We start from the raw sequence: 13,892 nt of genomic DNA, 5'->3' as shown, positions 1-13,892 counted from the left end.
AAGCCGGGTTTTCGGCGGGGGCGGGCTGTGCCACGGTGGCGGCAAAGCAGGAGGAGAGGGTTGGATGGCAATCCGGGTCTGCGTCTTTGACGCCTATGGGACATTGTTCGACGTGGCCGCCGCCGCGCGTGTGGCCGCAGAAGAGCCGGGGCGGGGCGCTTTGGCCGCCGTCTGGGAGGCGCTGTCCGAGGACTGGCGGCGCAAACAGTTGGAATACAGCTGGCTGCGCGCCGTGACCGGGGATTTCGTGCCCTTCTGGCAGGTGACCAAGGACGGGCTGGACTGGGCGATGGAGCGCCACGGCCTGAGCGAAGACCTCGAGCTGCGCGAACGCCTGCTTGCGCTGTACTGGGAGCTGGCGGCCTACCGCGAGGTGCCGTTTATGCTGGCGCATCTCAAGGCGCGCGGCATGGCAACGGCGATTTTGTCCAACGGCAGCAAGGATATGCTGGACGGGGCGGTGGATCACTCGGGCCTGCGGACATATCTCGATGCGGTGCTGTCGGTGGACAAGGTGGGCGTCTTCAAACCCGCCAAGGCGGTCTACGACATGGTCGGCGTGGAGTTCTCCTGCGCGCCCGAAGAGGTGCTGTTCGTCTCTTCCAACGGCTGGGACGTGGCCGGGGCCTCGGCCTATGGGTTCCAGACCGTCTGGGTGAACCGCGCGGGCGCGCCGATGGACCGCCTGATGGCCGAACCCGCCCATGTGTTACCTGACCTTTCAACCATACCGGAGCTTGTGTGATGCCGCGTTTTCAAACCTCTGACGGAGTGTCCCTGCACTACACCGACGAAGGCACCGGCCTGCCGCTGCTCTGCCTTGCGGGCCTGACCCGGGACGGCACGGATTTCGACTATGTCGCGCCGCATCTGGACGGCGTGCGCCTGATCCGCATGGATTATCGCGGGCGCGGGCAAAGCGACTGGGCGCCGCATGAGACCTACCAAATCCCGGTCGAAGGCCGTGACGCGGTGGAATTGCTGGACCATCTGGGGATCGACAAGGCAGCGGTCTTGGGCACCTCGCGCGGTGGCTTGATCGCCATGGTGCTGGCCGCCACGGTCAAGGAGCGCCTGCTGGGCGTGGCGCTGAACGACATCGGCCCGGTGATCGAACCGGTGGGCCTTGAGGTCATCAAGAATTATCTGGGCAAGACCCCGCCGTGGAGGACCTTTGAGGAAGCGGTAGAAAAGCGCCGCGCCGCCATGACGGGCTTCCAGAATCTGCCCGAAGGCCGCTGGGAGACCGAGGCGCACAAGCTCTATCGCATGGGCGAAAACGGGCTGGAAATCCCCTACGATCCGAAACTGCGCGATGCGGTGCTTGACAGCGGCGCGCAGCCCGCGCCGGACCTCTGGCCGCTGTTCGACGCTTTGGCGGGGCTGCCCCTGTGCACGATCCGCGGTGCGAATTCCGATCTGCTCAGCGCCGAGACGCTGGCCGAGATGCAAAACCGCCGTCCGGATATGATCGCCGCCGTGGTGCCGGACCGCGCGCATATCCCGTTCTTGGACGAGCCAGAGTCGCTGGACGCGCTGCACCGCTGGCTGGCGATGCTGCGCTAAAGGTCAGTCGGGCAGGTTGAACACCCGGCTCGGGTGCAGCTCGCCCGATTTGTAGATGCCAACGGCGACGGGGCGGCCTTCGAACGAGGCCCAGGCTTCGTCGCCGTATTCCACGTCCGAGGCAAAGACCATGCCGGGGTTGCCATTTCCCAGACGCACCGCGCCCTCGGGGGTGCAGCGCAGCTCTGGCAGATCGTCCAGACCCACCTCGAGAGGCAGCAAATAGGCGTCCAGATCCGGCGTTTTGGCCATTTCGTCGATCTGCTCGAGGCTCAGGCCCTTTTCCGCCTCGAACGGCCCGGACCATACCCGGCGCAGCTCGCGCACATGGCCGAAACAGCCCAAAGCCTCGCCCAGATCGCGCGCGATCGAGCGCACATAGCCGCCCTTGCCGCAGACCATTTCCAGCGTCACGTGATCGACGTCGGGGCGGTCTAGCATCACCAGCGACTCGACAAACAAGGGCCGCGCCGCAAGCTCCATCTCTTCGCCGTCGCGCGCGCGCTTATACGCCCGCTCGCCGTCGATCTTGACCGCCGAGAACTGCGGCGGAACCTGCATGATGTCGCCCACGAACTGGTGCAACGCCTCTTTGATCTCGGCGTCGCCGGGGCGCGCGTCAGAGGTCTTGATGACCTCGCCCTCGGCGTCATCGGTGTTGGTCGCCGCCCCAAGCGTCACGGTGAAGACATAGGCCTTCAAGGCATCCGTGATATAGGGGACCGTCTTGGTCGCCTCCCCCAAGGCCACCGCCAAAACGCCCGTCGCCTCCGGGTCCAGCGTGCCCGCATGGCCGGCCTTTTTCGCGTCCATCGCCCAGCGGACCTTGTTGACCACGGCGGTCGAGGTCAGCCCCGCAGGCTTGTCCACCACCAACCAACCGGAAATGTCGCGTCCCTTGCGCTTGCGTGCCATGCCATGCCTCCCGAGGCGTTCCAAACAGGCGCGCCGGGTAACAAGCGTGGCCCCGCGTGTCAATCGGGCGCAAGGCGGCGCAGGCCGGGCAGGGGCACATCCAGCAGCCCGGCGCGGGTGGTCAGGACCAAGGCCCAGAGCACCGCCCAAAGGTTCGCGGCGACAAAGGCGGCGACGATCCCGCCAAAGCCCAAGGTCAGCGCCCCGGCCCAGGCCAGCGGCACATAGACCAAGGCGATGCGCGAGGCGGACAAGCCCATGGACCACAGCGCCTTGTCGCGGGCGTTCATGGCGGCGTTGGCGGTCACGAGGATGCCATAGCCAAAGAACCCCAGCGCGCCCCAGCGCAGGTACAGCGTGGCATAACGCGCCGCATCCCCGCCGTCGGTCATCAGGCGCGCCAGCCAAGGGGCGGCAAAGGCCAGCGTCAGCGCCAACAGCGCGCCATAGCCAAGGCAGGTCAGGAACGTCAGCCGCACGGCGTCTTGGGCGCGGCCCGCCTTGGACGCCCCCCAGGCTTGGCCCACCACCGGCCCGATCCCCGCAGACAGCGCCAGCATCGGCACGAACAGCAGCGATTGTACCCGGCTCGCCGCGCCAAAGCCCGCCACTTGCGCGTCCCCAAGGCTTGCCGCCGCCGAGGTCACCAGCGACAGCCCCAAGGGATTGATGGCGTTGGATGCCGCTGCGGGGCCGCCGATCCGGGCGATTTTGCGCAGGCTCGCCAGCAGCCCGTCCAGACACCCCGCCGTCAGCGCCAGCCGCCCGCTGCGCAGCGAAAACACTGCCAGCCCGGCAAAGCCCAACACGCGCGCGACGAATGTGCCGATCGCCGCGCCTTCGGTGTTCAGCGCGGGGATCATTGCCCAGCCAAAGATGAACACCGGCGTCACCGCAATGTTGATCGCCGATTGCGCCAGCATGACGGTGGCCGAGATATGCGACTCTCCCCCCGCGCGGAACACCGCGTTCAGCCCCATCCCCGCCACCATAAAGGGGAAGGACGCGCACCACCACGGCACATAGGCCAGCACCTTGTCCAAGACCGCGCCCTCGGCCCCCATCCAGCCGTAGATCACCGGCGCGAGCAGCCAAAACGCTCCCGCCACGGCCAGCCCCAAAAGGGTGGCAAAGATCAGCGAATGCAGGGCCAAACGCGCCGCCATCGCGTCGTCGTCCCCCGCGCGGCCAAGCGCCTGTGACACCACGGCGGACGTGCCCGCCCCCATGCCGATCGCCAAAGACGTCAGCGCCACGGTCACAGGATAGATAAACCCCACGGCGGTCAAATCCTGCGCCCCGGCGCGCGCCAGAAACGCCGCATCCGCCAAACCAACGGACAGGGTGCCAAGGATGCCAAGGCTCATGGGCGCCGACACCCGCCACAGCGCACGGGCCACCGACCCTTTGTTCAGATTTCGATCAGCCATGACAGGCAAATGGCGCACGGCCCGACAAAGGCAAGTCCGCCCCGCAGCCCTAGCCCCCTCTCGGAGCCCACAAGATCACCGCCGCCCCGATCAGACACAGCGCCGCCCCGGCGCCGTCCCAGACATCGGGCCGCTGGCCCTCGACGGCCCACAGCCACCCCAGCGAGGTGGCAATGTAAATGCCGCCATACACCGCAAAGGTCCGCCCCGCCGCGTCCGCCGGGCTCAGCGCCAACAGCCAGGCAAACAGCACCAAGAGCCCAAACCCCGGCACCAGCCACAGCGCCGACTGGCCCAGCCGCCACCACGCCCAAACGGCAAAGCAACCGGCAATCTCGGCCAGCGCGGCCAGCATGAAAATCGCGATACTCACCATTCGGCCCCCGCTACAGCAAACAGGGGCGCGATCCCTCCAGACCGCGCCCCTGCTTCTTCTCTTTAAAAATATCCAAAATCTGCCCCCTCATCAGGCGCAAACGCTGGCGTTAATCGCGCGTCCCGGCGAACCGCTCGGCCCACTCTTCGCGCTCGGCGTCGGTGATCTTGCGGAAGGTCACCTCGGGCACGGTGAACGCATGACCCTCGGGCAAGATTTCCAGCGCGGCAGCCACGTCTTCGGGCCACTCGGCCCCTTCGGCGTGCATCGCTTCCAGCAGCTCGGCGGCGGCATCGGGGATGAACGGCGCGGAAATCACCGCGTAGAGGCGGATCATGTTCAACGCCAGACGGATCTGCATCGCCGCCTGCTCGGGGTCGGTCTTGAACGTCGACCAGGGCGCAACCTCTTGCAGGTACTCGTTGCCCATGACCCAGGCAGCGCGCAGCGCAGTGGCGGCCTTGCGGATCTCGATGGCTTCCATGTGGCCTTCGTACTCGCGGATTTTCGCGGTCAGATCGGCCACCAGCTGCGCTTCGCGCTCGCCGCGCACGCCCCCCTCTGGCACTGCCTCGGAGAATTTGGAGCGGCAGAACTTGGTCACGCGGGACGCAAAGTTGCCCAGCACGTCCGCCAAGTCCTTGTTCACGCCGGTTTGGAACGACTCCCACGTGAATTCAGAATCGGACGTTTCGGGCACGTGGCTCAGCAGCCACCAGCGCCAGTAGTCCGCCGGCAGGATTTCCAAGGCCTGATCCATGAACACGCCGCGCCCGCGCGAGGTGCTGAACTGGCCGCCGTCGTAGTTCAGGTAGTTGAAGGACTTGATGTAATCCACCAGCTTCCACGGCTCGCCGGAGCCAAGGATTGTGCAAGGGAAGCTCAGCGTGTGGAAGGGGACGTTGTCCTTGCCCATGAACTGGGTGTAGCGCACGTCGTCCGCGCCCTTGTCGGTGCGCCACCAGCGCGCCCAGTCGTCGCCTTTGCCCGCTTCGACCCATTCCTGCGCGCAGGCGATGTATTCGATGGGCGCGTCGAACCAGACGTAGAACACCTTGCCTTCCATGCCCGGCCACGGGGTGTCGCCGTCCATCACCGGGATGCCCCAGTCCAGATCGCGGGTGATGCCGCGGTCTTGCAGGCCGTCGCCGTCGTTCAGCCATTTCTTGGCAATCGAGGTGGTCAGGATCGGCCAGTCGGCCTTGGAGTCGATCCACGCTTCGATCTGGTCCTTCATCTGCGACTGGCGCAGGTAAAGGTGCTTGGTCTCGCGCATTTCCAGATCGGTCGAGCCGGAGATGGTCGAATGCGGGTTGATCAGGTCCACCGGGTCCAGCTGCTTGGTGCAGTTGTCGCACTGGTCGCCGCGCGCGCTGTCGAACCCGCAGTTCGGGCAGGTGCCTTCGATGTAGCGGTCGGGCAGGAACCGCCCGTCGGCGTGCGAATACATCTGGGTTTCACACACTTCGCGGATCAACCCTTGGGCGTTCAGCGCACCGGCAAAGTGCTGGGTCAGCTTGTGGTTCTGGCTGCTGGACGAGCGGCCAAAGTGGTCAAAGCTCAGGCGAAAGCCGTTGGCGATCTCGGCCTGCACGTCGTGCATCTCGGCGCAGTAGTCTGCGACCGGCTTGCCCGCCTTTTTCGCCGCCAGCTCGGCGGGTGTGCCGTGTTCGTCGGTCGAACACAGGAACAGCACCTCGTGGCCACGCGCCCGCAGGTAACGGGCATAAAGGTCAGCCGGAAGCTGGCTGCCCACGAGGTTGCCAAGGTGCTTGATGCCGTTGATGTACGGAATGGCGGAGGTGATAAGATGGCGCGCCATGGGAGGCCTCTCGGATGTTGGGGCGAAACTTGGCCTTCCCATAGCGGATGGTTGCGCAAAGGGCTAGGGGGGAGCGCCCCCCAGCCTTAAGCCTTAATGCGCCGCAAACCCGCCATCCACCAGATGGTACGACCCGGTGATAAAGCTGGCCTTGTCCGACAGCAGGTAGGCCACGAGGCTGGCGACCTCTTCAGGCGTTCCCAGACGGCCCATGGCGTGCTGCCCGGCCAGATAGTCCTGCGCGTCCTTGTCTAGGTTCGCATCCACCAGCGGTGTATGGATAAAGCCCGGACCCACGGCGGTGACGCGGATTTTGTCGGCGGAATGCTCCAGCGCGGCGTTCTTGGTCAGGCCCAGAAGGCCGTGCTTGGTGGTCACATAGGCCGAAGAGTTCGCGATCCCCACGGACCCCAGCACCGAGGCAATGTTGACGATGGCCCCGCCGCCGGCCTCTTTCATCGCGGGAATGGCAAAGCGCATCCCGTAAAAGACGCCGTTGAGGTTCACGTCGATGACGCTTTTCCAGCTGTCGATGGGGTATTCACCCACCGGGGCCGCCGCGCCGCCGATGCCCGCGTTGTTCACCAGCAGGTGCAGCCCGCCGGTTTCGGTCTTGGCGAAGGTGACCAGCGCTTCGACCGCTTCGGCGTCCCCGACGTTGACCTCGAAGGGCAGGGCCTTGCCGCCCGCTGCGGTGATCTTGTCGACCTCGGCTTGCGCGGCGTCCAGCTTCAGGTCAGCGATGATGACGGTTGCGCCGGATGCGGCCAGTTCCTCGGCGATGGCGGCCCCGATGCCAGAGGCTGCGCCGGTGACGATGGCGGTCTTGCCTTCGAATGTGATGTCGATGGTTTTTCTCCTGTCATTTCATTTCTAATCAAGGAGATAAGCGTCCTTTCGCCGCCGGGTCGAGCTGGTTTGGTGCATGGCTGCACAGCGTGTATTGCAATCCGGCCCTTAGTTTTTGGGCGCGCGCAAACCACGCAGCAAACGGCCCACGGTAAACGAGGTGCGCGGCGCATAGATATAGCGGGTGCGCGTCTCGGCGGCAGGGCGGGCGCGCATCCGGATCAGGCCAAAGACCACCAGCACCGCGTGCCCGACGGCGATCATGGCGAACAGCGCCGGGGGGCCGTAGGTTTGGATCAGCGCCGAGGCGACATAGGGCGCGGCGATTGCGCCCACTGCATACCAGAACATCAGCGCGGCCGAGAGCTCGACCCGCTCGTGGCTTTCGGCGAAATCGTGGGCATGGGCGGCGGCGACCGAGTAGATCGGAAAGGTCGTCAGGCCAAAGACCGTGGCGGTCAGCATGATCCCGGCGGTGCTCAGCCCCGTCACCAGCGCCGTAAAGGTACAAGACGCGATGGCCGCCACCGACAGCCAGATCAGCACGTGCCGCCGGTCAAAACGGTCCGCCAGCCAGCCGATGGGATACTGCGACAGCGCGCCCCCCGCCACAAAGGCCGCAAGGAACAGCGCGATCTGGTTGGTTTGCAGGCCGACCTCTGTGCCATAGAGCGGGCCGACCATGCGGAACGACGCGCCCGACAGCGCCGCCACCAAGACCCCCGCGACGGCAAGCGGTGAACGGGTCCACGCGAGGGCTGGCGCAAGGCGCGGCGCGCCGGGGGTTTCGGGCTGCGTCAGCTTGGTCACCGTCATGGGCAACAGCGCCGCGCAGCAGATCAGCGCCAGCAGCGTGTAGCTGACGTAATGCGCCGGTGGCAGGACCGAGATGATCAGCTGCGCGCCGAGGTTCGCGGTCATGTCGGCAAGGCGATAAGCGCCCATGGCGCGGCCGCGCGTCTCGTTGGTGACTTTCGCCTGGAGCCACGCCTCAATCACCGTGTAGCAGCCCGCGACGCAGACGCCTTGGCCGATGCGCAGGATGGTCCAGACGAGGGCCTCGTCCGACAGCACATGCCCGAGGATGCCGATGGTCCCCAAGGCGGTAAAGGCCGCAAAGGCGCGCGAATGCCCGACCGAGCCCATCAGCCGCGGCGCCCACCAGCAGCCGACAAAGAAGCCTAGGAAATGCGCCGAGCCGAGCAAGCCGACCTGTGTGGCGGTGAACCCCAGTGCCACGCCCGACAGTGCGTCCAGAGGCCCGATGCCGCCCGAGGACAGTTGCAGCAGGATGACCGACAGGAACAGGGCAGCAAAAGAGACGATCAGACGCATGGGGCGGGGTCCGGCTTGGGGCGTTCGCGTCAGCCTAGGCCGGGGGCGCGCCGCGCGAAACCCCTTGTTCGTCCAGATGCCAGACCTTGGGTGGCTGCATCCGGGCGCGCTGGCGTTCCAGCCGCCAGCCGGTGCTGTCCGGCGTATGGGCCGGGTCCATACGCCAACGCGTTTCGACCCCCGGCGCGCCGCCCGTGGGCGTCAGGATCAGGCCAAGGGGGCGGTGCTGGCCGTGGGTGGTGCCGGTTTCGGCGGCTAGATGCAGGCGGCGGACGGGGGTCATGCCGGGCGGCTCTGGCAGCTCGGCCACCACCAAGGGCACAGCGCCGCTGCGCAGGGATTCCTCCATGCACCACAGGATGTCGTCCAGATGCCTTGGGCTGACAAACAGGAACCCGCCCGGGTCGACCCAAGGGGCCATCCCCGGCGCGTTCAGCTTGTTCACGTCCCAGGCTGGCGCGATCCAGATCACCGGCGCGCCCGTCTTTGCCGCGATCCGCAGGGCAAAGCTGCGCCGCGCGCGTCCGCAAATCTCATGCACCCGCGACAAGGGCAGGCCGATCTCGTCCCAAAGCGTCAGCATCGGGGGCGGGGCATGGGGTTTGCGACTCAGCAGGGCATCGGCGTTCATGCCTCGCAGTTTATCATGTTCTTTATTTGTTCTCAATTTTTGTTTGGCAAAATCTGGCGACAGATGGGGCTGGCTGCGCTAGCGTAAAGCTTCGAACAGGGAGGAGGAGACCCAAAATGAACCCGTTTAAACTGATTTCCGCGCTCTTACTGGCGCTGACCATGGCGACCGGGGCTTATGCCGCCGATAAGCTGCGCGTTGTCTATCACGTGTCCGAGGTTGAAAAGGTCGGCTTTGCGCTGGGCAATATGGCCAACCACATCAAGGGTGTGGGCGGGCCTGAAAACGTCGAGATTGTGCTTGTCGCGCATGGGCCCGCGCTGAAGGCGTTTCACGAGATGGGCGCGAATGACAAGATCATGAACCGCGTGAGCAGCCTGCAAGGCGATGGCGTCACGTTCGAGGCCTGCGGCAACACGATGAACGCGCAAAGCGTGGGTCTCGACGACCTGCTGCCCGGCTTTGCCCGCCGCGACGAGGGCGGCGTGGTGCGCATCGCGGATCTGCAATCGCAGGGTTACCTGTATATCCGGCCCTAAGGCCTGGCCCGCTCTCTTGTCATCGGGCAGGAGGGCGGGCATCCTGCGACGTGACGCGAAATTTCCATGCGAAAAGGGCAGGATATGAAAATGAACCCTCTGGGCCGCAGCGGCCTGATGGTGTCCGAGCTGTGCCTCGGGACGATGACCTTTGGCACGCAGACCAGCCTTGACGAGGCGCACGCGCAGATCGAGCGCGCCTTTGACGGGGGCATCAACTTTATGGACACCGCCGAGATGTACCCGGTGAACCCGGTGCGCGCCGAGACCACCGGCAAGACCGAAGAGATCATCGGAGACTGGTTCGCCAAGACCGGGCGGCGGGGCGATTACATCCTTGCGACGAAACACTCGGGCGAGGGGTCGGCGGTGCGGGATGGCGCGCCGATTTCGTCCAAGACGATCCGCGAGACGCTGGAGGGCAACCTGCGCCGCCTGCGAACCGATTACATCGACCTTTACCAGTTCCACTGGCCGAACCGGGGCAGCTACATGTTCCGCAAGAACTGGACCTATGACCCGTCACAATGCGCCATGAGCCGCGCCGAGATCATCGCCGACATGGAAGACTGCATCGGCGCGCTGCAAGCCGAGGTCGAGCGTGGGACAATTCGCGCCTTTGGCCTGTCGAATGAAAGTGCCTGGGGGACGGCGCAGTGGCTGGCGGTGGCCGAGCGCATGGGCGGGCCGCGGGTCGCCTCGATCCAGAACGAATACAGCTTGCTGTGCCGTCTGGCGGATACCGACCTGGCCGAATTGATGGTGCACGAAGAGGTCGGGCTGTTGCCGTTCTCGCCCTTGGCGGCGGGGTACCTCACCGGCAAGTACCAAGGCGGCGCGGTGCCCGAGGGCTCTCGCATGTCGATCAACGAGCAGATGGGCGGGCGCGCGACGGATCGGGTCTTGCCCGCGGCGCAGGCCTATCTGGACGTGGCGCAGAAGTTCGGGATCGACCCGGTGCATATGGCGCTGGCGTGGTCGGCGCGGCGGCCTTTCGTGGCCTCGTCGATCTTTGGCGCGACGACCATTGCGCAGTTGGAACACGCGCTTGGCGCGGCGGATGTGACGCTGAGCGACGAGCTGCTTGCGGCGCTGGACGCCACGCACAAGGCGCATCCGATGCCCTATTAAGGCGGACGGCGGGACGGCGCTCTTTCTGCGAAAGTCGCCCCGCCCACCGTCCCGCAACGCGTGCTGGCCTTTTGCGGCGCGCTGCGTATAGCTGGCGGCATGGAGTTATGGATCATTGCCACCCTTGCCGCCGCGAGCTTTCAAACCGTGCGGTTCATGCTGCAAAAGGTCTTGGCCAGCGGGGCCTTGACCGCCACGGGCAGTACCTTTGCGCGGTTCGCCTATGCGATGCCCTTCGCTTGGGTGACCTTGGCGGGGTATCTGTGGGTCAGCGGCGCGTCCTTGCCCCGGCTAAACGCGGGGTTCTGGGGCTGGACCGTTGTGGGCGGCGCGGGGCAGATCCTTGCCACGGTTCTGGTCGTCATGACCTTTGCCACGCGCAATTTCGCCGTGGGGATCACCCTCAAGAAAACCGAAGTCATCCAGACCGCCTTGTTGGCCTTTGTCGTCCTGGGCGAGGCGATCAGCCTGAGCGGTTGGGCGGCCATCGGGCTAGGCCTGATCGGCGTATTGATGCTGTCGCGCACGCCGGGGGACATAAACGCGCTGTTCGCGGGGCTGCGCAGCCGCGCGGTGGTCTTGGGCGTCGGGTCGGGGTTTTTCTTTGCTGTGGCGGGGGTTGGCTATCGCGCCGCGACCTTGCAGGTGCCCAGCGAAGACCCGCTGCTGCGCGCCGCCATCTCTGTCGTGGGCGTGACGGTGCTTCAGGCGTTGTCGCTGGCGGCGTGGCTGGCGTGGCGTGAGCCCGGCCAACTGCGGGCCGTTTGGGCGGCACGCAAGACCGCCGTCTGGATGGGCGCGACCTCCATGGCGGGGACGCTGGGGTGGTTCACCGCCTTCACCTTGCAGACCGCCGCCTATGTCTATGCGGTGGGGCAGGTCGAGCTGATCCTGTCGCTGGCGGCCTCGGTGCTGTTCTTCAAAGAGAAGGTGTCGCGTCTGGAGCTGATGGGGATCGCGGTTCTGACGGTGTCGATCGTGGCGCTGATCCTTGTGGCCTGAGCGGCGCGCGGGACAGCACATCGCGGACCACCAGCGTGACGGTGGTGAAACTGACGTACAGCAGCATGTACCAAGAGCCCATCTTGGACAGGTGCACGAGATCGAACTCGGTCTGTCCGGCGTAGAGCCAAGTGCCTGTGTTCGTTCCGATATTCTCGGCGATCCATAGGAAAATCGAGGTCAGGAAAGCGGCCAGCGGCAGGGGCATCCAGCGCGGGGTCTGCCCGATGGTGAACCACACGCGGGTGCGGGCAAAGATCATCAGCGTCGCGGCGATCAAGACCCAGCGCACGTCAGGCAGATAGTGATGCGCAAAGAAGTTGACGTAGATCGCCCCGGCCAGCAGGACCGAGACCCAGAACGGCGGGTAGGGCGCGAACCGCATGTCAAAGATGCGGATCACCCGCGCCATGTAGCTGCCCACGGCGGCGTACATAAAGCCCGAGAACAGCGGCACGCCGTAGAACTTCATGACAGCGGGTTCCGGGTAGGCCCAGCTGCCCGCGTTGACCTTGAACAGCTCCATCGCGGTGCCGGTGAGGTGGAACAGCAGGATGACGCGCGCCTCTTGCAGGGTTTCCAGACGCAACGCCAGAAAGCTGGCCTGGATCGCCACCGCGTAGATCAGCAAGGCGTCGTAGCGCGCCAAGGCCCAGCCGTCTTGCCAGATCCGGTCGCTGACCAGAAGCCCGCCCAGCATGAGAAAGCCAAAGAGGCAGGCCCACGCCTGTTTGAGCAGGAACATGGTGAATTCGCGCAGGCCTGCGGGCAGGTGGGCGCGGGTCCAGTCGCCAAGGCGGCGTTCGATGCTGCGGGTCGAGGTCATGCACCTTGATCGCATGGGGCGGGGCGCCCGGCGAGTGGGGTTTGCCTGACCCATGGGCCAAAGCAAACGGGCCGCCCCGAAAAGGAACGGCCCGCTGAGAAATCCCTAAGGGATCAAGCGATTACAGCTCGGGGTAGATCGGGAACTGCTTGCAAAGGGCTTCGACCTCGGCCTTGACCTTGGCTTCGACCTCGGCGTTGCCGTCTTCGCCGTTGGCGGCCAGACCGTCGACCACTTCGATGATCCAATCGGCGATCTGGCGGAACTCTGCCTCACCAAAGCCTCGGGTCGTGCCAGCCGGAGAGCCCAGACGGATGCCCGAGGTGATGGTCGGCTTTTCGGGGTCAAACGGCACGCCGTTCTTGTTGCAGGTGATGTGCGCGCGGCCCAGAGCCTTTTCGGTGGCGTTGCCTTTGACGCCCTTGGGGCGCAGGTCGACCAGCACCACGTGGGTGTCAGTGCCGTGGGTCACGGTGTCGAGGCCGCCCTTGATCAGCTGATCGGACAGAGCCTGCGCGTTCTTGATGACCTGCTGCTGGTAGGTCTTGAACTCGGGGCGCAGCGCCTCGCCAAAGGCCACGGCCTTGGCCGCGATCACGTGCATCAGGGGGCCGCCCTGAATGCCGGGGAAGATCGCCGAGTTGATTTTCTTGGCCAGCGCTTCGTCGTTGGTCAGGATCATGCCGCCGCGCGGACCGCGCAGGGTCTTGTGCGTGGTGGTGGTGGCCACGTGGGCGTGCGGGAAGGGGCTGGGGTGCTCGCCTGCGGCGACCAGACCGGCAAAGTGGGCCATGTCCACGTGCAGGTAGGCACCGACCATATCGGCGATCTCGCGCATCCGGGCAAAGTCGATCTGGCGCGGGATGGCAGAGCCGCCGGCGATGATCAGCTTGGGCTGGTGTTCCTTGGCGAGCGCTTCGACCTGATCGTAGTCGAGCATGTTGTCCTGCTGGCGCACACCGTACTGAACGGCCTTGAACCACTTGCCCGACTGGTTCGGCGCGGCGCCGTGGGTCAGGTGGCCGCCGGCATCCAGCGACATGCCAAGGATGGTGTCGCCGGGCTTGATCAGCGCGGTGAACACGCCCTGGTTGGCCTGAGAGCCAGAGTTGGGCTGGACGTTGGCGAATTCACAGCCGAACAGCTGCTTGGCGCGCTCAATCGCGAGGTTTTCCGCCACGTCGACGAAATCACAGCCACCGTAGTAGCGACGGCCCGGATAACCTTCGGCGTATTTGTTCGTCATGACAGAGCCTTGCGCCTCCATGACGGCGCGGCTGACGATGTTTTCCGAGGCGATCAGCTCGATCTCGTCGCGCTGGCGGCCCAGCTCGCCGGTGATCGAGGCAAACAGCTCGGGGTCACGGGAAGAAAGGGTTTCGGTAAAGAAACCGTCGTCACGGATGGATGCGTTCATCGTCCTACTCCATAGAGAATCCGGGAATTTCGCCGTTCATGTAACGGAAAGCG

The 13,892-nt window shown here is 65.4% G+C and carries 14 protein-coding genes; 5 read left to right on the top strand and 9 right to left on the bottom strand.

Annotation, left to right across the window (positions count from 1 at the left end; all coding sequences use genetic code 11):
* Positions 1-64 precede the first annotated feature (64 nt).
* Together B9A11_RS02845 and B9A11_RS02840 are read left to right on the top strand one after the other, a co-directional pair.
* The gene (locus B9A11_RS02845) at positions 65-745 is read left to right on the top strand and encodes a haloacid dehalogenase type II (RefSeq protein ID WP_058245870.1); all 681 of its coding nucleotides are present in this window, start codon (positions 65-67) and stop codon (positions 743-745) included.
* Positions 745-1,566 carry an alpha/beta fold hydrolase gene (locus B9A11_RS02840; protein ID WP_058245871.1) on the top strand — a complete coding sequence of 274 codons (822 nt, stop codon included), beginning with the start codon at positions 745-747 and terminating at the stop codon, positions 1,564-1,566. The genes B9A11_RS02845 and B9A11_RS02840 overlap by 1 nt, the downstream gene beginning before the upstream one ends.
* 3 nt (positions 1,567-1,569) lie before the next feature.
* Here B9A11_RS02840 and truB read toward each other — a convergent pair whose 3' ends face one another.
* From truB to B9A11_RS02805, 7 genes are all read right to left on the bottom strand, one after another.
* Positions 1,570-2,481: a tRNA pseudouridine(55) synthase TruB gene (truB, locus tag B9A11_RS02835; RefSeq protein WP_058245872.1), complete on the bottom strand. Its 912-nt coding sequence runs from the start codon at positions 2,479-2,481 to the stop codon at positions 1,570-1,572.
* Between the two features lie 59 nt (positions 2,482-2,540).
* On the bottom strand, positions 2,541-3,911 hold the full coding sequence (locus B9A11_RS02830; protein WP_058245873.1) for an MATE family efflux transporter: 1,371 nt from the start codon (positions 3,909-3,911) through the stop codon (positions 2,541-2,543).
* A 49-nt stretch (positions 3,912-3,960) separates the two neighbouring features.
* On the bottom strand, positions 3,961-4,284 hold the full coding sequence (locus B9A11_RS02825; protein ID WP_370736516.1) for a YnfA family protein: 324 nt from the start codon (positions 4,282-4,284) through the stop codon (positions 3,961-3,963).
* A 112-nt stretch (positions 4,285-4,396) separates the two neighbouring features.
* Positions 4,397-6,109, bottom strand: coding sequence for a methionine--tRNA ligase (gene metG / locus B9A11_RS02820; protein WP_058245875.1), 1,713 nt, complete (start codon positions 6,107-6,109; stop codon positions 4,397-4,399).
* Positions 6,110-6,202: 93 nt separating this feature from the next.
* A complete protein-coding gene (locus B9A11_RS02815; RefSeq protein WP_268811221.1) occupies positions 6,203-6,952 on the bottom strand; it encodes an SDR family NAD(P)-dependent oxidoreductase in 750 nt (249 codons plus the stop codon).
* A gap of 114 nt (positions 6,953-7,066) precedes the next feature.
* Entirely contained in the window at positions 7,067-8,293 is a 1,227-nt protein-coding gene (locus B9A11_RS02810; RefSeq protein WP_058245877.1) for an MFS transporter, read from the bottom strand.
* Positions 8,294-8,327: 34 nt separating this feature from the next.
* On the bottom strand, positions 8,328-8,924 hold the full coding sequence (locus B9A11_RS02805) for an ImuA family protein (RefSeq protein WP_058245878.1): 597 nt from the start codon (positions 8,922-8,924) through the stop codon (positions 8,328-8,330).
* A 116-nt stretch (positions 8,925-9,040) separates the two neighbouring features.
* Here B9A11_RS02805 and B9A11_RS02800 point away from each other — a divergent pair, with 116 nt between their 5' ends.
* The 3 genes from B9A11_RS02800 to B9A11_RS02790 all read left to right on the top strand — a co-directional run bounded on the left by B9A11_RS02800 (position 9,041) and on the right by B9A11_RS02790 (position 11,596).
* Complete coding sequence (locus tag B9A11_RS02800) at positions 9,041-9,463, top strand: DsrE family protein (RefSeq protein ID WP_058245879.1); 423 nt, start codon at positions 9,041-9,043, stop codon at positions 9,461-9,463.
* An 84-nt stretch (positions 9,464-9,547) separates the two neighbouring features.
* Positions 9,548-10,594: an aldo/keto reductase gene (locus B9A11_RS02795; protein WP_058245880.1), complete on the top strand. Its 1,047-nt coding sequence runs from the start codon at positions 9,548-9,550 to the stop codon at positions 10,592-10,594.
* Between the two features lie 99 nt (positions 10,595-10,693).
* On the top strand, positions 10,694-11,596 hold the full coding sequence (locus B9A11_RS02790; RefSeq protein ID WP_058246404.1) for a DMT family transporter: 903 nt from the start codon (positions 10,694-10,696) through the stop codon (positions 11,594-11,596).
* On the opposite strand, the gene B9A11_RS02785 is transcribed toward B9A11_RS02790, so the two are convergent.
* Both B9A11_RS02785 and glyA read right to left on the bottom strand, forming a co-directional pair.
* Positions 11,514-12,422, bottom strand: coding sequence for a DUF817 domain-containing protein (locus tag B9A11_RS02785; RefSeq protein ID WP_058245881.1), 909 nt, complete (start codon positions 12,420-12,422; stop codon positions 11,514-11,516). The two genes, B9A11_RS02790 and B9A11_RS02785, sit on opposite strands and share 83 nt — an antisense overlap.
* Before the next feature lie 121 nt (positions 12,423-12,543).
* On the bottom strand, positions 12,544-13,839 hold the full coding sequence (glyA, locus tag B9A11_RS02780) for a serine hydroxymethyltransferase (protein ID WP_058245882.1): 1,296 nt from the start codon (positions 13,837-13,839) through the stop codon (positions 12,544-12,546).
* Positions 13,840-13,892 lie beyond the last annotated feature (53 nt).

The sequence above is a fragment of the Tropicibacter naphthalenivorans genome, assembly GCF_900176475.1.
In the GTDB taxonomy this organism is placed as follows: Bacteria; Pseudomonadota; Alphaproteobacteria; order Rhodobacterales; family Rhodobacteraceae; genus Tropicibacter; species Tropicibacter naphthalenivorans.
The sequence above is the reverse complement of the archived record's forward strand: the minus strand, read 5'-3'. Positions and strand labels throughout refer to the sequence as shown.